Raw genomic sequence first — 23,718 nt, 5'->3', positions numbered from 1 at the left:
TTGTAGATATAGTTTTATTCTAAAAATTAAATGAGTAACCCTTTAGAAGCAGTTCATTTACTGGAAGATAAGTTGAAAAAACTACTTTCTTATTATGAATTTTTAAAAGAAGAAAATCAGGTTCTGCTTCAAAATAATGCTAAGTTACATATTTTATTAGAAGAGAAAGAGCAACAATTAAAAGCAAGAGATGAAGAATATAAATTGCTTAAAGTTGCAAAAACTATAGAAGGTAGTAACGAAAACACGAGAGAAACAAAACTCAAAATAAATGCTTTAGTTCGAGAGATTGATAAATGTATTACTCTTTTGAATTCATAAAAAGTTCTTTACATGGCAAAAATAAAGGTTAATGTAGTAATTGCTGGTAGAACGTATCCGTTAAGTGTGAAAGACACAAATGAAGAAGAAGGAATGCGTAAAGCTGCAAAAGACATTAATGAGTTGATTGCTAAGTTTGAACAAAATTATGCGGTAGCAGATAAACAAGATGTGTTGGCAATGTGTGCATTGCAGTATGCGTCTAAAGCAGAAATAGTATCATTAACAAATACTAAAGAAAATACCGAAGTATTACATAAAATAAATGAATTGACTAAGTTGTTAGAAGATCATTTATAACGTTCTTTAAAATACATAAATTTAATATTACTGCCTACATTAGTACATTGTTTGTTAAACTCAACACTATTTATTTAGAAAGGATGAGTCTTGGTTAGTAAAGCATGCCGATTTATTCGGATCCTTGATAAGCCAGTTAGTCCTAAACTTGTTTTTTGGAGTTTATAAAACCCTATTAATGTAGGTTTTTTTATACAATCAAATCAAAATTATGGAAGGAATATTATTCCCTGTATTAGCAGGGATTATAGGGGTAGCAATAGGGTTCTTTATTGCTAAAATGTTAGAGAGATCTAACGCTAATAAATTAATTCAAGAGACTAAGAAAGAAGCTAAGAATATTGTAAAAGAAGCGAGAGTAGAAGCAGATGCAATAAAAAAAGATAAAATATTACAAGCCAAAGAAAAGTTTATAGAATTAAAATCTGAACACGAAAAGGTAATTTTATCGAGGGAAAAGAAAGTTTCTGACGTAGAAAAGAGAATAAGAGATAAAGAAAGTCAAGTTTCTTCAGAATTAGATAAGAATAAAAAATTAAATAAATCACTTGAGAAAAAAGCAGGGGATTTAGATTATAAATTAGACTTTTTAGATAAAAAAGAAACTGAATTAGATAAGCTTCACAAGCGTCATGTAGAAATGCTAGAGCAAATCTCAGGTTTGTCTGCTGAAGACGCTAAAACAGAATTAGTAGCTTCGTTAAAAGATGAAGCTAAAGCTGATGCAATGTCTTTTGTACAAGACACTGTAGAAGAGGCAAAAATGACAGCTCAACAAGAAGCTAGAAAAGTTGTTTTAAATACTATTCAAAGAGTAGGAGTAGAACAGGCTGTAGAAAACTGTGTGTCTGTATTTAACTTAGAATCTGATGATGTTAAGGGGCGAATCATTGGTAGAGAAGGACGTAACATACGTGCCTTAGAAGCTGCTACTGGAGTTGAAATTATTGTTGATGATACACCAGAAGCAATCATTTTATCTTGTTTTGATCCAGTTCGTAGAGAAATTGCTCGTTTATCAATGCATAAATTGGTAACTGACGGAAGAATTCACCCAGCAAGAATTGAAGAAATTGTAAAGAAGACCGAGAAGCAAATTGGTCAAGAAATCATAGAAGTTGGTAAGCGTACCGTTATTGATTTAGGAATTCATGGATTACACCCTGAGTTAATTAAAACTGTAGGGCGTATGAAATACCGTTCTTCATATGGACAAAATTTATTACAGCACTCTCGTGAAGTAGCTAACCTTTGTGGTATTATGGCTGCTGAGATGGGATTGAATGCTAAAGCAGCTAAAAGAGCTGGTTTATTACACGATATTGGTAAGGTGCCAGAAACAGAAAGTGAATTGCCACACGCATTATTAGGAATGCAATGGGCTGAGAAATATGGTGAAAAGCCAGATGTATGTAACGCAATTGGAGCACACCACGATGAAATTGAAATGAAGAGTTTATTATCGCCAATAGTACAAGTATGTGATGCTATTTCTGGAGCTAGACCAGGTGCTCGTAGACAAGTATTAGATTCTTATATTCAACGTTTAAAAGATTTAGAAGACATCGCTTTTGGATTTAATGGAGTTCAAAAAGCTTATGCAATTCAAGCTGGACGTGAATTAAGAGTTATGGTTGAGAGTGCTAAAGTAAACGATGCTAAAGCTGCTGAGTTATCATTTAATATTTCGCAAAAAATTCAAAATGATATGACGTATCCAGGGCAAGTTAAAGTAACTGTAATACGAGAAACAAGAGCTGTTAATGTTGCTAAATAATTAATAGCTTAATCAATAAAAAAAGCCTCATCATTTGATGAGGCTTTTTTGTTATCTATTTCTTCTTGATTTTCCTTTTTGTTCTGGAGTTGCTTTGAAGTATAAATCGTCATTGTGATTTCTTCTTTGCTTACGTCTTTTAATAATTCTACTTCTCTTACCGATTTTTGCATTAGGTACTGCTCTGTAATAATAGAAGTCATTATCTTCTTTAAATTGACGGTAGTTTCTTCTAAAATTTCTCTTATAGAAATATACATCATCGTAATCAAAAACACCTCCGATATTAATATCAATATCTATGTTGTCATTATAATATACATCATCTCCACAGTACTCATCAAATTTTACATTTCCATAAAATCTTGGATTTCCCCAACGATCGTATCTAATTGTTAAATTACCGACTTTAGATAATTGTCCAAAACGATATCTTATATAAACACTACCAATTCGTTTTACATTTCCTCTGCTATCATAGTTTATAAAAGTATTACCTACACGTCTTACTCTACCTTTGAAGTCACGTTCAATTCTAACACCACGGTTTACTCTAGTACGTCTACCATAATAATCTACATATCTAGTGTTTTTATAGTGAGTGTTAAAGTCAAAATCACCATTTAAAAATACATGAAATTGCACACCTCTTTCTACGAAGGTAACTACATCATCATAGCGATTTGTAACCCCAATTTTGCTAGTTGATTTGTTTGTGTTATTAGCGTTTACTGTTGCTAATGACATGATTGCTAATAAAAAAAGTATCCCTGTTCTCATAATTGCTAATTTTAGGGTTATGCTTACTCTGTTCGCTTTTCGGCCTCCGCGTTTGATGTATAATTTTCAAAGAGCGTGCCAAAAAATAGTAGTAATTAATCATGATAGCTTTTTAATAGGGAATATGTGGTTTTATTTGATTGATAATGAGTTGTTTGATAAATTTTGCAAAAATATTTTATGAGTACTTGTAAAAAGCTCTATATTTATACGACACACTTGAAAATTTAGATTAACAAATGATTGATGCAATTGAGAAAAACTTACAAAGAGGAGTTAAGTTATTAAATTCTATTACCGATGAACAATATAGTAATAAGAATGTACCTCCTTACTATTCAAGTATAGGAGCAAATATGCGTCATATCTTAGATGTTTTTGCGTGCATTTTCAGTGGTTTAGATAGTAAATGTGTGGATTTTTCTAATAGAGAGCGTAATCAATTAGCGGAAGAAAAAACAGCAGCAGGTATAGAATATTTTAATAGTGTAATTTGTCAATTACATTCATTGAATCCTGCTGATTTTAATAAAATTATTTCTGTTACTGATGATTTGGGAACTGGTAAAGTAACTACTAATTATACTTTAGCGAGTGCTTTGGCTCAAGCTCATAGTCATGCAATACATCATTTTGCAAGTATTGGTTTTATTATTAACCAATTAGATATAGAACTACCTGATCCTGATTTTGGTTATAATCCAACAACACCTAAGAGAGCTGTCTCTTAAGTGTTGCATTTGTTTTATCTTTGGATATATACCCATCCTTTTTGTGTTTTACTTAATGTATCGTTACCAAACTTTAAAGTATAGAAGTAAGTTCCAACTGGTAAATCATCGTTAGCATTTACTGTAGCTCTTCCAGAAGACTTTCCATTCCAATCGTTTTTATAGTCAGATGTTTTATAAACTAGATTTCCCCATCTGTTGTAAACTTCTAATTCGCTTTTGTTATACTGCTCTAATCCTTCGAATACTAAAGTTTCGTTAGTGCTATCTCCATTAGGAGTGAATATAATGTTTACATCATCTAATTTTCCATTAGCTACACCAGCACCTATAGTGATGATTTCATAATCATTAGGAATAAACTCGTTTGAAGTTACCTGACCAGAAGTTAAGTTACCTGATACATTACTACTTCCAAGATCCACCCATTTGTTTTCAGTTTTACTCCAACCTACAACTTTTAATTCTTCTACGTTATTAGTTATAGCTGTAATATCACTTTGACTATCCCAAGTTAATGTAACTGTTGTTTTGTTAGTTCCTTTTAAGTTCCAAAATTCAACTTGACTAATGTTTTCTATAAAAGCTTGCTTTTGATTTGTAACAAAAGTTTGAGCAAAAGTATTTGGTGAATTAGGGTCTTCGTTAAAATAAGCTCCTTTAAAAGTAGTGTTTTGGTTTTGAGCAGGAACAATCATTGGTCTTAATTTGTTGCCAGCTCCAATAGGGAAAACAAATTCTTCAGTACCAGAAACAGAAGCATAACCATCAACATGTCTGTTATCATCTTCACCAGCATAAAAATCATGTTGAATAAAATCTAAAGAAACATTAGCATTTGATTTTGGAGTAACAACCTTTCCATTTATAAAGCTTAATTCATTAGTTACTCCTAAAGAGTTTTTAAGCTCTACATTATTAGTAGCATCTATTTCTATATTTTGAAAAGTAGCTTTGTTGCTTCCAGAAACAGTTATTGTTTCATTATTACTGTAAAAACCAGCTAAACCTTCGTTGTTATTGTCAAGAGTACCATCATTAGTTAAATCAGTATGAAAACCAATGTTAGCGTTTGTGTGCATTTTTACATTACCAAAGTTGTGAAATGCAGTTTGAGCACCTACAGAATATGTAAATAATAATACGGCTATTTTAGTTATTGTTTTCATAATTATTGATTAAAAAGGTTGTTGTTATGTAAATGTTTCTTTGTATTTACACTTCAAAGATGCTTCAAATCAATAAGGATTGATGGCGGTTTTAGTTGAACTGTGTTTTTCTACCGATTAGTGAATTTGACTAGAAAAATCAAGGTCAAAAAAATACCATTTAACGTACGTTAAATGGTATTCATATAAGTTTTAAATATTTTAAAATTATGTTGAAGTTGTTCTATCTCTGAATATAAACCCAACCTTTTTGTTTTTTACTTAATGAATCATTACCAAACTTTAAAGTGTAGAAATAAGTTCCAACTGGTAAATCATCGTTAGCATTTACTGTAGCTCTTCCAGAAGACTTTCCATTCCAATCGTTTTTATAGTCAGATGTTTTATAAACAAGGTTTCCCCATCTGTTATAAATTTCTAATTCACTTTTGTTATACTGCTCTAATCCTTCAAATACTAAAGTTTCGTTAGTGCTATCTCCATTAGGAGTGAATATGATGTTTACATCATCTAACTTTCCATTAGCTACACCAGCACCTATAGTGATGATTTCATAATCATTAGGGATAAACTCATTAGAAGTTACTTGTCCAGAAGTTAAGTTACCTGATACATTACTACTTCCAAGATCCATCCATTTGTTTTCAGTTTTACTCCAACCAACAACTTTTAATTCTTCTACATTATTAGCAATAGCTGTAATATCACTTTGACTATCCCAAGTTAATGTAACTGTTGTTTTGTTAGTTCCTTTTAAGTTCCAAAATTCTAATTGACTAATGTTTTCTATAAAAGCTTGCTTTTGATTTGTAACAAAAGTTTGACTTAAAGTAGTTGGTGAATTAGGATCTTCGTTAAAATAAGCTCCTTTAAAGGTAGTGTTTTGGTTTTGAGCAGGAATAATAATTGGTCTTAATTTGTTATCAGCTCCAATAGGAAAAACAAACTCTTCAGTACCAGAAACAGAAGCATAACCATCAACATGTCTGTTGTCATCTTCACCAGCATAAAAATCATATTGAATAAAATCTAAAGAAACATTAGCATTTGATTTTGGAGTAACAACCTTTCCATTTATAAAGCTTAACTCATTAGTTACACCTAAAGAGTTTTTAAGTTCTACATTATTAGTAGCATCTATTTCTACATTTTGAAAAGTAGCTTTGTTGCTTCCAGAAACAGTTATTGTTTCATTATTACTATAAAAACCAGCTAAACCTTCATTGTTATTGTCAAGAGTACCATCATTAGTTAAATCAGTATGAAAACCAATGTTAGCGTTTGTGTGCATTTTTACATTACCAAAATTGTGAAATGCAGTTTGAGCACCTACAGAATATGTAAATAATAATACGGCTATTTTAGTTATTGTTTTCATAATTATTGATTTAAAATGGTTGTTGTTATGTAAATGTTTCTTTGTATTTACACTTCAAAGATGCTTCAAATCAATAAGGATTAATGGAGGTTTTAGTTGAACTGTGTTTTTCTACCGATTAGCGAATTTGGCTAGAAAAATCATGGTCAAAAAAATACCATTTAACGTACGTTAAATGGTATTCATATAAGTTTTAAATATTTTAAAATTATGTTGAAGTTGTTCTATCTTTGAATATAAACCCAACCTTTTTGTTTTTTACTTAATTTATCTTGGCCAAACTTTAAAGTATAGAAATAAGTTCCAACAGGTAAATCATCATTAGAGTTTATTGTAGCTCTTCCCGAAGATTTTCCATTCCAATCGTTTTTATAGTTAGATGTTTTATAAACAAGGTTTCCCCATCTGTTATAAATCTCTAATTCGTTTCTATTGTATTGTTCTAATCCTTCAAATACTAAAGTTTCGTTAGTGCTATCTCCATTAGGAGAAAAGATAATATTTACGTCGTCTAATTCACCGTCAGGAACACCAGCACCTATAGTGATGATTTCATAATCATTAGGGATAAACTCGTTTGAAGTTACTTGACCAGAAGTTAAGTCTCCAGATATATTACTACTTCCAAGGTCCATCCATTTGTTTTCAATCTTGCTCCAACCAACAACTTTTAATTCTGCAACATTGTTAGCTATAGCAGGAATATCACTTTGGTTATCCCAAGTTAATGTAACTGTTGTTTTGTTTGCTCCATTTAAATCCCAAAACTCAAGTTGACTAATGTTTTCTATAAAAACTTGCTTTTGGTTTGTTAAAAAGGTTTGAGCAAAAGTAGTTGGTGAATTAGGGTCTTCGTTAAAATAAGCTCCTTTAAAGGTAGAATTTTGATTTTGAGTAGGAATAATCATTGGTCTTAATCTATTGTCGTCACCAATAGGGAAAACAAATTCTTCAGTTCCAGAAACAGAAGCATAACCATCAATATGCCTGTTGTCATCTTCACCAGCATAAAAATCATGTTGAATAAAATCTAAGGATATACTAGTGTCCGATTTTGGAGTGATAACTTTTCCGTTTATAAAGCTTAACTCATTAGTTATTCCTAAAGAGTTTCTAAGTTCTAAATCATTATTAGTATCTATTTCTACGTTATAAAAGATAGCTTTATTATTTCCAGATACTATTCTTGTTTCATTATTGCTGTAAAAACCAACTAATCCAACATTGTCATCATCAAGAGTACCATCATTAGTTAAATTAGTATGAAACCCAATACTAGCATTAGTATGCATTTTTACATTACCAAAATTGTGAAATGCAGTTTGAGCACCTACAGAATATGTAAATAATAATATTGTTATTTTAATTATCGTCTTCATAATACCACTGTATTAAATCTTCATTTAGTTAAAAACCACATGGTTGTCGTTTTATAACTGTCCTCATTACACTGTGATGCATAATTCCTACTTACACTTCAAAATTGCCATGAATCAATTAAGTTTGATACATAGATTAGTTGAAGTATATCTTTCTTCTGGCTAGTGGATTCGTCTTTTGAATAAGGTTTTACTGTTTTTTAACGTACGTTAAAAGATGTTTCAGTTAGATTTCAACTGAATTTAAGTTAACACAAAGCATATAAAATAATTATGATAACACCCGCATATTATTATAGTTGTTCTATATACTCTCAGACGAAAATATTTTAATAGTTAGATAAACTATTATTGAAGTAGTAGTAGGTTTCTGTGCATTAAATGTTATAATTTTTTTAAGAGGATTAAACTTTTAATTTTGAAGCTGCAAAAGTAATGTGTTTTTTTGAGACTCTTACGCTTTTATTTGTTAAAATTTTGTTTAACTAATAGATTATTAATTAGTTAAGTTTGTGTATTGTGTAGTTGATGCTAAAAAATATGTTTATTTGTAAGCTGTATAAATCACTAATAAACTTTCGTTTAAAACATCATTTCTCCTTGCAGTAGATCCTATTGTTCCCAAAGAATAGGCTACATTAAGTCTAAATCCATTAGATAAAAAAGTATTTAAAGAAGCAGTAATCTTCCCTAAATCATCACCGTTTTGACTTCCATATCTAATTCCTATACAATTTGAATTAGAAGCATAACGAGAAATGTCATTTATCGAATTTCCGTGTCCCCCAACATAGATAACTTGTTGTGTAAAAGGCGCCCCAGTGTCTCTTACAAAACCATTCATTGTCCCGAATGAATTATTAATCCATGCATTGTTGTTTCCAACCCCATTATCATTATCAATATTAGCTGACTCAATATTTGCGTGAGCTGTAAATGTTATTTGTGAAGGTTGAAAAGGTAGTCCTGTTATATCTTGTGTAAATGTAGCTGAACCTCCGCCAGGACCGTTAATAATAAATGAACCGACAAAAACAGTAGGGCCTAAATAAACTCCTCCGTTTGCTCCTGTAGTTATTTGATTATCAGTTTCAGCTGCAATTAATTCTTTCTTTTCAACAACACCAGTTGCTGTTGCTGTTAAAATATTATTATTAGTGGTAACTGTAGAGATGTCCCTCACCCTAAGTTTACCATTAACATCTAAACGCTCTGTAGGTGCGTCAGTGTTTAAACCAACATGTCCGTTGTTGTTTAAAATGTTGAATGTTTCATCATGCCAAGTGCCATCGTTTCTAGTGATGTAAAAGGCATCAGTATTTCTTCTTCCGAAAGCAAATTTAGCTACTCCAGCGTTTTCAAATGTAAAGGTGTTAAATCCACCATCTGTATCATTGAAATTAATATCAGGCTCTGTCCCTTGAACACGAATAATTCCAATACCATCAGCTAAGTCTCTGCTAATATGAAGAGGACTTGTAGCTCCTACTATCCCTAAGCCGACATACTGGTTTGATTGGTTTATTCTCATAGCCTCTATATTGTTTGTTCTAAATGCTAAATCTTGTCCATCGCTGGTTCCTAGGAAGTTAGTCGTAGGATTTGTTCCTCCATTACCAGCTAATGACCAAAAATTATTAGCAAATGATAACCAAGTTGTACCATCCCATATTTTTATGGTATTTGGTGTTGTACTTGTATCGAACCAAATATCATTTTCTACTGCAACTGGAGTAGGGGTGTTTGGGTCTGTTGCAGAGGTATAAACATTGTTATTATTTACTGTATTTACCGTTCCTTTTTTATCAACTACATTAATTTCTTGTGATTGAATTGAAAAAGAAAATGTTAACAATAAAATTGTAACTATAAACTTTATTATGTTACTAGAGTGAGTCATAAATTTTTTAAACAATGTTTGTTTTAATGATTATTAAATAAATTAAATTCCCCAAAATGTGATTGCATTTTGTTCTATTTCTTGTATTTGTGCCGTTGAAATATCTCTGTTGTACATTATAAATTCTGTAAAACTAGTTCTTGCATGATTTCCTGTTTGATTACCATTGGCCCATCCAATTGTAAAATCTTCCGTTCGGGTACATCTACCATTATTATAAACTCCATTAAATCGCTGTGTTCCCCCAGAACGAGCAATTGTATTGGTGTTTGTTTTCATAAAAGTATATATTTCCCAAACATTATTGTTTGAATTATTGATAAAAGAACGTGTAGCATTACAACAAACACCAGGGTCAAAATAAAGCCTTCCATTACCCCAATTTATGTGAGTGGCCCATCTATTGGCGTTAGTTAATACACCAAAAGAGTGTTGATAGTTATTTGTAGCCCTTGCTATTGTAATCACAGTTCCTTCATCTCCAGCATTTGTTACATCCTGTATTCCGTTAGGAGTATCAATGACCAAATGGTCATTTGATCCATCTCCTTGAAAATAAGGATTACCAGTGTTTGGATAAAATCGAGGCTGTCGATTTCTTGTTGTTTGAATAGCATCTCTTCCTAATCCACTTTGATCGTACCATGTATGGATAAAAACATTGCTTCCTCCTCGCCAAGCATTTATGGCTGCTATGTCTACAATATCATTATCTCCCCATGTAAAGTCCTGTTCAGCGTTATCTCCAGCTCTTCTTAGTCTAACTAAAGGACCATTATAGTCGCTTTCAATAACTCTCATCGAAAAAGCAAAACTAATATTTCCTAAATTTTCATCAAGTATATGATGAGGCTTCATTGTAGGAAAGTTATTGTATTTTACTATTTGACTGTAAGTAAAGGAGTAAATACAACAAAAAAACAATAAAATAATTTTTTGTTTAATCATAATATTTGATTTATCTCCTTAGGTCTCCTGTTAAATGAAAAGTATTAGTGCTTGTTGCTACTAATCCAGCACCAGCATCTCTGCCTGCAGTAATAAACCTTGAAAGTCTATTTAAAACAGTAACTCCTCCAGCTCCACTGATAGTAACTCTTCCGTTACCTGTTTGGTAAATACTTATGTTATATCCAATAGGTAAACCTGTAGGTACTGTAAGTGTAACGTTTGAAGCACTATTAAATGTAATTACTTTTCCGTTGTCTGAAGCAACTAATGTGTAATTTGAAGTTTTATTAACTACTGAAGCTAAATTTAAATCTACCCAGTCTGTTCCGGTACTTGTTGAAGATAAGACTTGACCAGATGTTCCTTCATCTCCATCTTTATCTTTAAAGGTTCCGTCTAATTGCATGTTGTTTGTAATATGCAGACTCTCATTGGGAGTATTGTTGCCAATTCCTAATCGGTTGTTGGTATTGTCCCAAAATAGATTAGTGTTGTTTTCAGTAAGTTTACCGTCTGTTCCCGCAAAAAATATAGAACCTGTTGTGCCGGTATGTGCTATGTCTACCCACGCTGTACCGTTCCATATATTTATTGAATTTGGATTAGTACTAGTGTTAATCCAAATATCGTTTTCTACTGCTACAACTGTAGGTGTATTAGGGTCTGTTGTAGCTGTAAATACATTGTTGTTGTTAATGGCTTTTATAGTTCCTTTATTGTCAACTACACTAACTTCTTGAGCATTGATTTTTAAAGAAAAAAAAATCAATGCCAAAGTTGTTAGAGTCAATTTTAGAAAACTACTATTAACCATTAAAAATTATTATTTAATGTATTGAATTTCTACAATATCACCAGCGTACATTGGTAAATCAGTAGCACTATATGTAATTGTAACAGTATCAGCAGTAACTGAAAAATCAGTTCCAAATCTTAACTTTACACCATTTCTATACACAAATAATTTTGCAGCGGTTGTAAGAGCTGTTAAAGTAGGTAATCCAGTAACAGTAATGTCTACATCAGCAGTTGCATTAGCAGCTTGTGTGTAGTCTACTCTAATACCATCAACTTTTAATAAATCTGATAATTGCATTTTTTGAACCGCTCCAGTAGCTTCATCTCTAATTAATACAGTAAATCCTGTACCAACATTACCGTGAGCTTCACGATCTACAGCATTAGTAGAAGCAGTAGTAACATCTGTAACTAATTGTAAACCATCTAAAGCAAATTCTTTAGCAGCATCAGCTGTAATATAGGTGTTATCAGTTAATACACCTCCTAATTGCCAAGTAGTTACTACACCACCAGAAGGAGTTGTATTTGTGAATGAAGTTAAACCATTAACAGCTTGTAAATACTTAATAGTACCTTTGTTGTCTACTAATTTTACAGCAGTATTTGATGAGTTTAACGTAGCATCCGCTTGTTTAGTAATATCACCTGTTGTTGTCTGTGCATTCACAGTACCAATAGCTAATAAACCAATGGCGGCTAATGCTAATTTAAATTTGTTCGTAATTGTCTTCATAATTGTTTTAAGATTTATATATAGGGTTTAATAAAATTGAACTATTCTTATCTGATCACCCTGATAGCATACTGCTTCAGGTTCTATTTCTATAGTTGTATTATTTACAACAGTAAAATCTATTCTTATTCCGTTTCTGTAAACATTTACTTTTTTAGAATCGCTTATAAGTATAGATGGGGTAAATTGTAATTGTCCGTCTGTGGCAACTATTTCAGTAACTTCTTCTCTAAAGAAACCTGAAGAAGGTACTTTTCTTAATTGCCCTGTGGTTTTATTAACAGTTACTATGTCGTCTTGAGTTGTGTCTCCGTCCTGTAAACCTATGATTGAAAGTGTGTTTACAGCAGATGCTTCTATAATTGTTGGTTTGATTAAAACGCCACCTAGTTCTATTGTTGTTCCAGAACCATTTGTTGTAGCAGCTAATCCGTTATTTGCATTAATATTTAAACTTGTACCAGAACCACTACCAGCAGCCACCCAATTTGTCCCGTTGTATGCATAAATCCTACCATTACTTTGGTCTACGTATACATCACCTGCTATAGGTGTTAAAGAAGGATTGAAAAGAGGAGGTCCATTACCTCTTGTTGGGTTAGAATCTATTCTAATCCATGTGGTTCCATTCCAGATACTAACCGCATTATTTTTTGAACTGTCAATCCAAAAATCACCTGTGTTGTTACTAGTTGGAGCTGTTCCAGAAGTTGTTACATTTATTCCAGTACTAGTTCCATTATTACACAAGTTTTCCCAAGTAGTCCCATTGAAAAAGAAAACACACTTCACATCGGTATTATATACTAATGCACCTTCAAGTGGCGTTATGCTATTCATAACAGAAGTACTAACTCTACTAATTACTAAAACTTTATCTGGACTTTCTAATTCTAATACAGAACTTGGATGTATAATCGAAGGATTGTCCCCAATTTTTACTTGAGCGTAAAAAGGGATTTGAATGATAAGGAGAAGTATTAAAGAGATTTTTACCTTCATACTTTTGGGGGTTAGTATTACAATAATAACTAAATTTTTTGTTAAAAAAAAATAAATTTAACCAGAAAAACCTTGTTTTATTCTTTTGACACAGAGTTTTTTAAAAGGTCACAAAGGTACATTAACTTTTGTTTAATTTAGCAATATATTTAGTATAATTGACTAGTTTTTTAACGTCTTTAAGTAAACCTATTGTTGTTCTGTATGGTACGTTTTTTTGATCGTGATTATATCTTGCTATTTTGTTTAATTGTGTCCAATGTTTTCTAATTTCTTTTAATGCTTGAAAGTAATTAATGTTCTCTGAATCGTAGATATGAGTAGGCTCTGCTAAAATTCCATTTAGTTCAAGGATTTTAAACTTTCCATTTTCTACATCACTAAAAGAATTGTATTTAAGGTCTAATCTTCCATAGAACCAATCGTTAGATTGATTGTTTAATTTATTGAAAGTAGCCTCGAGTTTTTCTGAAATAAGATGATTTCCGTTGATAAAACGAGTTCCTTTCGAATGATTTCCAATAGATGATAATTTTATCTTTTCACCTTTTGAAATGATTTTTTGTAAACCTATATTCTTTGAATTTTCTTTAACTAATTCTAAATAAATTTTAGCTCTATTATCTTTTTTTATGAGTTCTTCGATAGTAGATGTTCCATCACCAATAACATGTAAAAATTCTTTTAAAGTAATAGAGGTAATTTTGCCTTTTTTCTCATTAGGTAATCGATGATAAAAGATTCCACATTCATTTTCTTCAGTTAAAAACTCTTGAATTAAAATGTCTATTGGGTACTTTTTTAAATAGCTAATTAAATTGTCTTTATTCTCAATTTTCTTAACTAATAGGCCTCTAAAACCAATATCAGGCTTAGCTATTAAAGGATATGTTATTTTGCTATTATTAACTGCTTTTAAAGTGTCTTCTATATTTGAATTAGCCTTATGAAATATCGTTTTTGGTAAATATTCCTGAGGTAATAATTGAAGTGTTTTGTATTTAGATTCTGTTCCAATTCCAGAATTTTCAATACCAGGGTTTGTTGCTGTGTAGAAAACTAAACTACCAGCTTTTACTCCATGATAAAAAGCAAAAGGGATGTTAGGAATATAGAACATGTAAAAAGGCCAATGTTCCCAATTTAAGAGCTTTGTTAATTTGATATTTGACTTCAATTTATTTTTGAAATAGATTGTCTAAGAAAGCTTTTATAGTTTTAAACCCATAGTAAACGGTAAATAAAATTAAAAAACCACCTAGCGTTAGTAGTGTGTAGGCTATATAATTTTTAGGGCTCTCAGTAAAAACCCGTAAAGCTTTGAATCCAATACTTAAAACTATTGGAGATACAATTAATAATCCAAGTAGAATTAAGAATCGTTTTACTACTTTATCAAAAGTTGTAGTTTTAGTCATTGTCAAAATTTTTAATAGCTTCTTTTACACTTCCATATTTTTCTAGTAACTGACTTGCCTTTTTTTTGTCGATGTTTAGTTCAGAAACTAACATGTTTTCTCCACGATTTACAAGTTTGTTGTTAGACAATTGCATGTTAACCATTTTATTGCCTTTTACTTTTCCAAGTTGAATCATGGTAGCAGTTGAAAGCATGTTTAAAACTAATTTTTGAGCTGTTCCTGCTTTCATTCTAGAGCTTCCTGTGACAAATTCTGGTCCTACAACAACTTCTACAGGAAATTTAGCTGTTAATGCTAAAGGGCTTTTTTCGTTACAAGTAATACAGCCTGTGACTATATTGTTTTCATTACATTTTTCTAAGGCTGAAATTACATAAGGAGTGGTTCCAGAAGCGGCGATACCAATTACAATATCTTTTTCTGAAATGTTGTAATCAACTAAATCTAACCATCCTTGTTTTGTTGAATCTTCTGCAAACTCTACAGCTTTTCTAATAGCTATATCTCCACCAGCAATTAAACCAACTACTAAATCATGAGATACACCAAAAGTTGGAGGGCATTCACTAGCGTCAACAATTCCTAAACGACCACTAGTCCCAGCACCTATATAAAATAATCGTCCACCTTCTTTTAATTTTAAAACTATTTGTTCAGTTAGTTTTTCAATTTGTGGTAATGATTTTTCTACAGCTAAAGGTACGGTTTGATCTTCCTTATTTATATTGAATAATAATTCAGAAATATTCATTTTTTCTAAATCATTATAATTAGAATCTTGTTCTGTTGTTTTGGTGAATTTCATAATTCAAATTTACTAATTATAAACTTTTGAAAGCTATAAATGTAAAGCTATTTATAGATGTTTAAATAGAAGATAGGGGAGAAGGTTAGAAGTATTGTGTTTAAATAAAAAAAGCAGATGAAATCTCATCTGCTTTTAAATTTATTTATTGCTGTGTTATTAAATACTAGCTAAAATAGTATTTAATGTTTCACTTGGACGCATAACATCGTCAGCTAGGTTATCAGTAGGTTCGTAGTATCCACCAATATTAACTTCTTTACCTTGAACTGAGTTTAATTCATTTACAATTGTATCTACATTTGCAGCTAATTTTTCTGCTACAGGGATAAATTGAGTTTTCAATTCGGTATCTTTATCTTGAGCAGCTAATGCTTGTGCCCAGTACATACCTAAATAAAAATGAGAACCTCTATTGTCTAGTTCACCAGTTCTTCTTGAAGGTCCTTTTTTATTGTCAAGTAATTTATCAGTAGCGTCATCTAGCGCTTCTGCTAATACTTTTGCTTTACTATTATTGTTTGTTTCTCCTAAGTGTTCTAAAGAAACAGCTAAAGCTAAAAATTCACCTAAAGAATCCCAACGTAAGTGGTTTTCTTCAACTAATTGTTGAACGTGTTTAGGAGCAGAACCTCCAGCACCAGTTTCAAATAAGCCTCCACCATTCATTAAAGGAACAATAGAAAGCATTTTAGCAGATGTACCTAATTCTAAAATAGGGAATAAATCTGTTAAGTAATCACGTAATACGTTACCAGTAACAGAAATAGTGTCTTTTCCTTCTTTTACTCTTTCTAAAGTATATTTAGTAGCTTCTACTGGAGATAATATTTTTATTTCTAAACCAGTTGTATCGTGGTTTGGTAAATATTTTTCTACTTTTTTAATAATTTCAGCATCATGTGCTCTGTTTTTTCCTAACCAGAAAACAGCAGGTGTTTGAGTAGCTTTAGCTCTTGTTACAGCTAACTTTACCCAATCCTGAATTGGAGCGTCTTTAGTTTGACACATTCTCCAGATATCACCCTCTTCTACATTGTGCTCTAATAAAACAGCTCCGCTAGCATCAATTACTTGAACCTTACCGTTAGAAGCAATTTGGAAAGTTTTATCGTGAGAACCGTATTCTTCAGCTTTTTGAGCCATTAAACCAACATTAGGAACTGTTCCCATTGTTGTTGGGTCAAAAGCACCATTTTTTATACAGAAATCGATAGTTTCTTGATATAATCCAGCATAAGAACTATCAGGAATTACAGCTTTAGTATCTTGTTGTTTTCCTTCTTTGTTCCACATTTGTCCTGAAGTACGAATCATTGCTGGCATAGAGGCATCAATAATAACATCAGACGGAACATGTAAGTTGGTAATTCCTTTATCAGAGTTAACCATAGCTACATCTGGGTTGTTAGCATAAATAGCATCGATGTCAGCTAAGATTTCAGCTTTTTTATCAGCTGGTAATTCTTCAAGATTACTTAATAGGTTTCCAAATCCATTATTTACATCTACACCAATTTCTTCAAAAGTTTGCCCGTGTTTAGCAAATAAGTCTTTAAAGAAAACACGAACAGCGTGACCAAAAATGATAGGATCTGAAACCTTCATCATTGTAGCTTTCATGTGTAAAGAAAATAATAATCCTTTTTCTTTAGTATCTTTTACTTGTTCTTCTAAGAAAGTTAATAAAGCTTTTTTGCTCATTACTGAAGCGTCAATTACTTCTTCTGCTAATAATGAAACTTTCTCTTTTAAAACAGTTTTGTTTCCGTTTGCATCTGTATGAACAATTTGTACATCAGTAGCTGTTGGAACTGTTGTTGATTTTTCACTGTGAGCAAAATCTCCATCAGTCATAGTTGCTACATGAGTTTTAGAGTCTGAACTCCATGCTCCCATTGAGTGAGGGTTCTTTTTTGCGTAATTTTTTACAGCTTTTGGAGCTCTACGGTCAGAATTACCTTCACGTAAAACTGGATTTACAGCAGATCCTTTAACTTTGTTGTAACGTGCTAAAATTGCTTTTTCTTCTTCTGTATTAGCTTCTTCTGGGAAATCAGGTAAAGCATACCCTAAAACCTGTAATTCTTTGATAGCAGCTTTTAACTGAGGTACAGAAGCAGAAATATTAGGTAATTTTATAATGTTAGCCTCAGGTTTCTTAGCTAAATCTCCTAAAAAGGCTAAAGCATCTTCTACTTTTTGCTCTTCTGTTAGATAATCTGAAAAGTTAGCAAGAATCCTTCCTGCTAAAGAAATATCTTTAGTTTCTATCTCTATGTTAGATGATTTTGTAAATGCCTTTACAATTGGTAAAAACGAACGTGTAGCTAACGCTGGAGCTTCATCCGTTTTTGTGTACATAATTTTAGCAGTCTTGTTCATGTTTATAGATAAAAAATTAAATTAATTTTGAAGTGATGCAAATTTAAGAATTCGGAATGAGTTTTTTGATGCTAAAATGTTATTAATTAGCTTGTTTTATTGCGAATTTGATAAAATAAAAAAAGAGAAAGCTGTTTTTGTTGTTAAAAACAAAAGCCATATCAAACAATTTCTTGTCTAACATGGCTTTCTTTTGAAATAGTATTTGCACTGACCTGTATTGCTACATCGTCAAATAAAACAGTGTTTATGTTATTTCCTTAGAAATTACTGCTTAACTATTTCAAATTGAAACATAACCTTATAAACATTCTATCTATAAAATTTAATGTTTCATTTTGCTTTTAACGAACTCTAAAGTTAAATGTATTTAATAATTACTTATAACCAAATAATTATAAATTATGAAATAACTTATAATTATTATTAAATTGATATTGTCTACTTGCTTTAAAGTGTTTAAAAGCTTTATATAAAGAACGTTACTTTATAAGTTTACTTTAAATGATTTTATAGTAGTAACTATATATTTTAATAATAAACTCACTTCAAAGATATGATATCATTTCTTTGAAGTGAAATATTTAACAGTTTAAATATCAACACGATATGAACGTAGGTTATTAACATTTGTGAATAAAAAAAGCACTCTGTTTAAACAGAGTGCTTTTAATTTCTTTTGGAAAGAGAAATTCTTAGTTTCTTCTTTCTTTAATTCTTGCTTTCTTACCAGTAAGACCTCTAAAGTAGTAGATACGAGCTCTACGAACTTTACCTCTCTTATTAACTTCAATTTTTTGAATAGCAGGTAAGTTTACAGGGAAAATACGTTCAACACCTATAGTACCAGACATTTTTCTGATAGTAAATGTTTCAGAAGTACCTGAACCTCTTTTTTGAATTACAACTCCTCTAAAGAACTGAGTACGTACTTTTTCTCCTTCTCTAATTTCGTAATACACTGTAATAGTGTCTCCAGCTGAAAATTCTGGTAATTCGTTTTTTGTTACAAATTCTTCTTGAACAAATTTTACTAAATCCATTTTAATAAATATTTATATGGTTGTATAAAAGCAACATTCACGATTTTCGTCAGAGGTTGATTTTGTGGCTGCAAATTTAAGACTTATTTTCTAATAATTAAACTCAATTGGTTAATTATTTTTTTGTTAGCATTTTTTGAAACAGTTTTAATAAAGGGTTGACATAATGTGAATTATGTAATGAATGTTTATAAATACTTAAAGTTAATTTGATGTTTTTCGAATGTTGTAAGGATAGTTTTATAGCGATAAAATTAAAGTGTAATTGTAAAACTTAAATAATGTAGCCGCTGTTTAGTATGAAAACCACGTAAAATGATAATTTTTGTATAAAACCCTAATTTTTTCATTAGATAATAAGTCCGGATTTGTGTAGAATAAGTCCTAAAAACCGAAAGAACTCCTAAAACATGTTATAGGATTCCTTTGTAAATAAATGCTTTACTGCGCTTTATACTTTTGTTGGTCAATTGTTAAAATAATTTTAGTAAAAGTATTTAGTTATATGAGCTACAGTAGTGCTATTTCTTCTAGTGTTAGATTAAAAAAACAAAAGTATGTCTTAACGGATTTGTTTTTATCAATAAAAAAACAAGTGTTTCTTATTTATGGGATGTTTTTTTTAAGCTCACTTTTTTTAGTATGCTTATTCAATAAACTTTCACTACACTTATATTTAAATCAGTTCCACACTTCTTTTTTTGATTTCTTTTTTAAATATACGACTCATTTAGGTGACGGGATTATGTTTGGTGTTTTAATCTTAATTTTCTTTTTTGTTAAAAGAAAAATGGCATTGGTTTTTCTAACTAGTGGAATTTTAACTTTAGTAATGACGCATTTTTTTAAGAAGATAATTTTCAAAGGTGTTCCGAGACCTGTTGGAGCTTTAGGAGAAGAGAGTTTATACTTAGTTAAAGGAGTTAAAATGGCGTACTGGAATACTTTTCCTTCAGGACATACAATTACTGCTTTTGCTATTTTTACTATTTTGTGTTTGTATTTCAGAAAGAGTACGTTGCAATATTTATGGTTAGGACTAGCACTAGTAGCTGGTATATCTCGAGTATATCTTTCTCAGCATTTTTGGGTTGATGTTTTTGTAGGGTCAATTATAGGTATATTTATAGGTTTTGTAAGTATGGGATTGTTTTGTCCTAAAAGAAATAAGTTAAGTTAATGAAATGGTCATATAAAAAAGCAACAATAGCGCTTATAGTTTTAGGAACTTTACTAAGGTTTTTTTTAGGAAGAGTTTTGGAGTTTGGAAATGATGAAGTTTATTATTGGTTATATGCAAAATTTCCAGATTTAAGTCACTTTGATCATCCTCCTATGGTTGGTTTTTTTATCCAATTTTTTACTGGAAATTTATATTTCGACTCAGAGCTATTTATTCGGTTAGCGGCAATTATACCTACAAGTATAAATATGTGTGTTGTTTTTTTAATAGGAAGTTATATAAAAAGTGAAAAAGTAGGGTTTATAGCTGTATTATTATATCACTTACATATTTATGGGTTTATAATTGCTGGAACATTTATACTTCCTGATTCTCCATTAGTTTTCTTTTGGTTATTGAGTTTCTACTTTTTTATTCAGGTTTTACCTCAAAAGTCGAGCAAAGAATTAAACACTAAATTACTTTTAGCATTTTTCTTTGCAGCTTGTGCTATTTATTCTAAATATCAAGCAGTCTTTTTATTGTTTGGAGTAGCTTTATATATAGTTTTATTTTCAAGATCTTGGCTGAAAAACATATGGTTATATGTAGGACTTATTTTTTCTTTAATAGCTGTTGGTTTGATATTTTATTGGAATTATGAGAATGATTTTATTAGTTATAAGTTTCATAATAAAAGAGTATCGTTGTTTAGTTTAGATTTTAATATCAATTCTTTTATAAGGGAAGTTTTAGGGCAGTTTGTTTATAATAATCCATACATAGTTGTTACTTTTATATTGGTATTGATTTCTTTTTTTAAGAAAAAGTTTGTGTTCAATAAATCGACACAGTACTTTTTTTACTTGTGTAGCCTTCCATTGATTTTAACTACAATCTATCTTTCGCTATATAGAAATACATTACCACATTGGTCTGGAGTTGCTTATGTAACACTATTGCCAATTATTGCATTGTTTATAGAGGAAAAAAAGAATATTATAAAGAAATTATCATTCGGAATACTTGGGCTTTCAATATTGTTGATTGTAGCTTCACAAGTAATTAACAGAGGAATTATGTTACCTGCCGATACTACATTAGAAAAAGAAAAATTAGGAAAGAATGATGTTTTGCTAGATATGTATGGATGGGAACAAGCTTCTAGAAAGTTGTCAGTAGTTTTTAAAGAATATGATTTAGATAAAACCCCTATTATATCTAATAATTGGTATCCAGCTGCACATATAGATTATTATATAGCAAGACCTAATAATATGAAAGTGTATGGAGCAGGTACTTTAGATAAGATACATAAGTATTATTGGATTAATAAAGAGAATCCCAGATTAGGAAATGAAGTATTGTATATAACTGATGGGAGAAACTTCAAAGATCCCAAAGAGCTATATGGAAGAGATTACCAAAATATTTCAATGATAAAAGCTGTTCCGATAGAAAGAGAAGGAATTATTGTAAAGTATATTTTTTTATACAAGATGTCTAAGGTTTTGATTGATAGTTAGTACAGTAATAGACCCAGAATTTACGAACTTCCTTTTTGTTGTAGTGAAGTATTATAGGATTTAGTTCGGTAACAGTATTAAAGTATGGAAGGAGTTTTTTAGGTATGTCTCCTTTCATATTTTTATTTTTAAATCGTTTGTCAGAATCTAGAAAAATAGCATTTTTATTATTTAACAACGATAAATTGTCTCCTAGATAATCAAAATGTAAAGCAGGTAAGCCAATAATATTTTGTGCGTATACTTTTTCATCTATAAAAAAGTTCAAGGCAGCAGAGGTTTTATAACCATCATCTGCAAAAATAAAGGTATCTGTAGTATAAGTTTCTTGAATTTCTTTTGTTTTATTAGCTAATTCACACCAACCAATCCAAGTATCATCACTTTTAATAGGAACCACATAAAATAAAACTTGAAGGCTTACCAGTAAATGAAACCCTATTGAAGAGATTACTTGATATTTAATCAATTTTTTAGAGATAAACATTCCTGCTAAAATAATTCCAGTGATGTAGGAAGGCATTAACCAATTTAGTTTAATCCAGTAAACAGGACTGATGATAAAAAATCCAATGAATGTAGGGATAAAAAAAGCTAGAAGAAACAATATTTCACTGCTAGGCAGTTTGAATTTAGTAAGAGCTCTTTTGATATATTTAATAGTGAAAACAATGATAACTCCAAAAAGAATAGGGAGTAATAAAAGTGTTTGATGACAAATAGCTCCTAAAAAGTATTCAGGAGATAAGTTAAATTCAGAAATATCACCAGTTCTATTTGAAGATTGAAAAACAAATGAGGCAAAATCATGTTGGTAATTCCACCACCAAACTGGAAAGGCAACTAAAAAAGAGATCACAAGGCTTAGCCATACCCAGGGAGATGTAAGTAATTTTCTGTACTTATTAGAAAATATAACAAAAGCAATTAACCCAAACTGCAATAACAATGCAGTGTATTTACTATTAAAAGCTAAACCCATAGCAATACCGCTATAAATCCAAAACCATTTTTTTTCTTCAAAAATAGCTTTGAATAAACAAATAAGACTAAGAGTCCAGAATAGTAGAAGAGGAACGTCAGGTGTTGAGTTGAATGATAATACTGAAATAAATAGTGTAGATGTTATTAGTATTATTGCGTTGTTTAATTTTTGTTTAGATAGGAATTTGGAAGCTAGTTTGTAAAAGAAAATAAGAGTGAGTGAAGTAATTGTAAAATCGGCTAACTTTATTATAAAAACAGATTTTCCAAAAAGAAAAGTAAAGCCTCTTAAAATATAGCCTATCATACCAGGATGATCAAAGTATGATAGGGATAAGTTTTCACCGTAAAAATGATAATAAGCGTCTTGTGGCATTAAACCCATAAAAGGGAGTAGAACTAGTCTGAATAATTGAAATCCAAGGATAATACTTATTATCGGGTATTGTTTGGTGAAATTTATAAGTTTATTCATCTAAGAGGTCTGGTCTAATCCGTTGTGTCCGCTCATACGCTTTTTCGTTTCGCCATTCTTCTATTTTTGGAAAATTACCTGACAATAGTATGTCTGGAACTTTCATACCTTCATATTCAGAAGGCCTTGTATACACAGGAGGTGATAGTAAATTATCTTGAAAACTATCAGTTAAAGCAGATTGTTCATCTCCTAATACTCCTGGAATTAATCGAATAACAGCATCACACAAAATTGCAGCAGCTAATTCACCTCCGGTTAAAACATAATCACCAATAGATATTTCTTTAGTGATGTATTTATCGCGAACTCGCTGATCTACACCTTTATAGTGTCCTGTCAAGATAATAATATTTTCTTTTAATGACAAGGAATTTGCTGTAGTTTGGTTTAAAGTTTTAGCATCTGGAGTCATATAAATGATTTCATCATATGTTCTCTCAGCTTTAAGTTTCTCAATACATTTAGCAATAGGTTCAATCATTAAAACCATGCCAGCACCTCCGCCAAATTGCATGTCGTCTAGTTTTTTATAGGAACCAATCCCATAATCTCTTAAGTTATGAAAATGTACTTCGGCTAAACCTTTGTCTATTGCTCGTTTCATCATTGAATGTTCAAACGGGCTTTTAAGTAGTTCTGGAGCTACGGTAATAATATCTATGCGCATAGCTGCAAATGTACAAGAATTATAA

General features: G+C 30.8%; 22 protein-coding genes and 1 other RNA gene. 7 read left to right on the top strand and 16 right to left on the bottom strand.

Features of this window, described 5'->3' with window-relative positions; translation table 11 throughout:
- Positions 1 to 30 precede the first annotated feature (30 nt).
- The 4 genes from ACOQN8_RS01070 (at position 31) to rny (ending at position 2,398) form a co-directional block, all read left to right on the top strand.
- Complete coding sequence (locus tag ACOQN8_RS01070) at positions 31 to 321, top strand: hypothetical protein (RefSeq protein ID WP_150900251.1); 291 nt, start codon at positions 31 to 33, stop codon at positions 319 to 321.
- 12 nt (positions 322 to 333) lie between these two features.
- The gene (locus ACOQN8_RS01065; protein WP_150900250.1) at positions 334 to 621 is read left to right on the top strand and encodes a cell division protein ZapA; all 288 of its coding nucleotides are present in this window, start codon (positions 334 to 336) and stop codon (positions 619 to 621) included.
- A 58-nt stretch (positions 622 to 679) separates the two neighbouring features.
- A non-coding RNA gene (gene ssrS / locus ACOQN8_RS01060) (6S RNA) lies at positions 680 to 785 on the top strand.
- 47 nt (positions 786 to 832) lie between these two features.
- Complete coding sequence (gene rny, locus ACOQN8_RS01055) at positions 833 to 2,398, top strand: ribonuclease Y (RefSeq protein ID WP_150900249.1); 1,566 nt, start codon at positions 833 to 835, stop codon at positions 2,396 to 2,398.
- A 51-nt stretch (positions 2,399 to 2,449) separates the two neighbouring features.
- On the opposite strand, the gene ACOQN8_RS01050 is transcribed toward rny, so the two are convergent.
- Positions 2,450 to 3,178: a hypothetical protein gene (locus ACOQN8_RS01050; RefSeq protein WP_150900248.1), complete on the bottom strand. Its 729-nt coding sequence runs from the start codon at positions 3,176 to 3,178 to the stop codon at positions 2,450 to 2,452.
- A gap of 239 nt (positions 3,179 to 3,417) precedes the next feature.
- On the opposite strand from ACOQN8_RS01050, the gene ACOQN8_RS01045 reads away from it, so the two are divergent.
- Positions 3,418 to 3,909, top strand: coding sequence for a DinB family protein (locus tag ACOQN8_RS01045; RefSeq protein WP_150900247.1), 492 nt, complete (start codon positions 3,418 to 3,420; stop codon positions 3,907 to 3,909).
- A 14-nt stretch (positions 3,910 to 3,923) separates the two neighbouring features.
- Here the strand turns inward: ACOQN8_RS01045 and ACOQN8_RS01040 are convergent, their stop codons facing one another.
- From ACOQN8_RS01040 to rplS, 13 genes are all read right to left on the bottom strand, one after another.
- Positions 3,924 to 5,078: a T9SS type B sorting domain-containing protein gene (locus ACOQN8_RS01040; RefSeq protein ID WP_420551282.1), complete on the bottom strand. Its 1,155-nt coding sequence runs from the start codon at positions 5,076 to 5,078 to the stop codon at positions 3,924 to 3,926.
- Between the two features lie 223 nt (positions 5,079 to 5,301).
- Positions 5,302 to 6,456, bottom strand: coding sequence for a T9SS type B sorting domain-containing protein (locus ACOQN8_RS01035; RefSeq protein ID WP_420551281.1), 1,155 nt, complete (start codon positions 6,454 to 6,456; stop codon positions 5,302 to 5,304).
- 224 nt (positions 6,457 to 6,680) lie between these two features.
- The gene (locus ACOQN8_RS01030) at positions 6,681 to 7,835 is read right to left on the bottom strand and encodes a T9SS type B sorting domain-containing protein (protein WP_420551280.1); all 1,155 of its coding nucleotides are present in this window, start codon (positions 7,833 to 7,835) and stop codon (positions 6,681 to 6,683) included.
- Positions 7,836 to 8,379: 544 nt separating this feature from the next.
- A complete protein-coding gene (locus tag ACOQN8_RS01025; protein ID WP_420551279.1) occupies positions 8,380 to 9,735 on the bottom strand; it encodes a hypothetical protein in 1,356 nt (451 codons plus the stop codon).
- A 42-nt stretch (positions 9,736 to 9,777) separates the two neighbouring features.
- The gene (locus tag ACOQN8_RS01020) at positions 9,778 to 10,593 is read right to left on the bottom strand and encodes a hypothetical protein (protein WP_420551278.1); all 816 of its coding nucleotides are present in this window, start codon (positions 10,591 to 10,593) and stop codon (positions 9,778 to 9,780) included.
- 100 nt (positions 10,594 to 10,693) lie between these two features.
- On the bottom strand, positions 10,694 to 11,461 hold the full coding sequence (locus ACOQN8_RS01015) for a hypothetical protein (protein WP_420551277.1): 768 nt from the start codon (positions 11,459 to 11,461) through the stop codon (positions 10,694 to 10,696).
- A gap of 48 nt (positions 11,462 to 11,509) precedes the next feature.
- Positions 11,510 to 12,220, bottom strand: coding sequence for a hypothetical protein (locus ACOQN8_RS01010; RefSeq protein ID WP_420551276.1), 711 nt, complete (start codon positions 12,218 to 12,220; stop codon positions 11,510 to 11,512).
- A 27-nt stretch (positions 12,221 to 12,247) separates the two neighbouring features.
- Positions 12,248 to 13,222, bottom strand: a complete 975-nt coding sequence (locus tag ACOQN8_RS01005; protein WP_420551275.1) for a hypothetical protein — start codon at positions 13,220 to 13,222, stop codon at positions 12,248 to 12,250.
- A 121-nt stretch (positions 13,223 to 13,343) separates the two neighbouring features.
- Positions 13,344 to 14,399 carry an ATP-grasp domain-containing protein gene (locus ACOQN8_RS01000; RefSeq protein WP_420551274.1) on the bottom strand — a complete coding sequence of 352 codons (1,056 nt, stop codon included), beginning with the start codon at positions 14,397 to 14,399 and terminating at the stop codon, positions 13,344 to 13,346.
- A 1-nt stretch (position 14,400) separates the two neighbouring features.
- Positions 14,401 to 14,640: a DUF6095 family protein gene (locus ACOQN8_RS00995; RefSeq protein ID WP_420551273.1), complete on the bottom strand. Its 240-nt coding sequence runs from the start codon at positions 14,638 to 14,640 to the stop codon at positions 14,401 to 14,403.
- On the bottom strand, positions 14,633 to 15,448 hold the full coding sequence (gene murQ, locus ACOQN8_RS00990; RefSeq protein WP_420551272.1) for an N-acetylmuramic acid 6-phosphate etherase: 816 nt from the start codon (positions 15,446 to 15,448) through the stop codon (positions 14,633 to 14,635). Before murQ ends, ACOQN8_RS00995 begins: the two co-directional genes overlap by 8 nt.
- A 159-nt stretch (positions 15,449 to 15,607) precedes the next feature.
- Positions 15,608 to 17,833, bottom strand: a complete 2,226-nt coding sequence (locus ACOQN8_RS00985) for an NADP-dependent isocitrate dehydrogenase (RefSeq protein WP_420551271.1) — start codon at positions 17,831 to 17,833, stop codon at positions 15,608 to 15,610.
- 695 nt (positions 17,834 to 18,528) lie between these two features.
- A complete protein-coding gene (gene rplS, locus ACOQN8_RS00980; RefSeq protein ID WP_150899700.1) occupies positions 18,529 to 18,876 on the bottom strand; it encodes a 50S ribosomal protein L19 in 348 nt (115 codons plus the stop codon).
- A gap of 790 nt (positions 18,877 to 19,666) precedes the next feature.
- On the opposite strand from rplS, the gene ACOQN8_RS00975 reads away from it, so the two are divergent.
- On the top strand, positions 19,667 to 20,056 hold the full coding sequence (locus ACOQN8_RS00975) for a phosphatase PAP2 family protein (RefSeq protein ID WP_333909539.1): 390 nt from the start codon (positions 19,667 to 19,669) through the stop codon (positions 20,054 to 20,056).
- Entirely contained in the window at positions 20,056 to 21,564 is a 1,509-nt protein-coding gene (locus tag ACOQN8_RS00970; protein ID WP_420551270.1) for an ArnT family glycosyltransferase, read from the top strand. The genes ACOQN8_RS00975 and ACOQN8_RS00970 overlap by 1 nt, the downstream gene beginning before the upstream one ends.
- Here the strand turns inward: ACOQN8_RS00970 and ACOQN8_RS00965 are convergent.
- Positions 21,542 to 23,023 (bottom strand): glycosyltransferase family 39 protein, encoded by a 1,482-nt coding sequence (locus ACOQN8_RS00965; protein WP_420551269.1) that lies wholly within the window; start codon positions 23,021 to 23,023, stop codon positions 21,542 to 21,544. The two genes, ACOQN8_RS00970 and ACOQN8_RS00965, sit on opposite strands and share 23 nt — an antisense overlap.
- Positions 23,016 to 23,693 carry a tRNA (guanosine(37)-N1)-methyltransferase TrmD gene (gene trmD / locus ACOQN8_RS00960; protein WP_420551268.1) on the bottom strand — a complete coding sequence of 226 codons (678 nt, stop codon included), beginning with the start codon at positions 23,691 to 23,693 and terminating at the stop codon, positions 23,016 to 23,018. The genes ACOQN8_RS00965 and trmD overlap by 8 nt, the downstream gene beginning before the upstream one ends.
- Positions 23,694 to 23,718 lie beyond the last annotated feature (25 nt).

It is taken from the genome of Tenacibaculum aiptasiae (assembly GCF_965221665.1).
Lineage (GTDB): Bacteria > Bacteroidota > Bacteroidia > Flavobacteriales > Flavobacteriaceae > Polaribacter > Polaribacter aiptasiae.
Note: the sequence above shows the minus strand (reverse complement) of the source record. Positions and strands in the feature narration are given on the sequence as shown.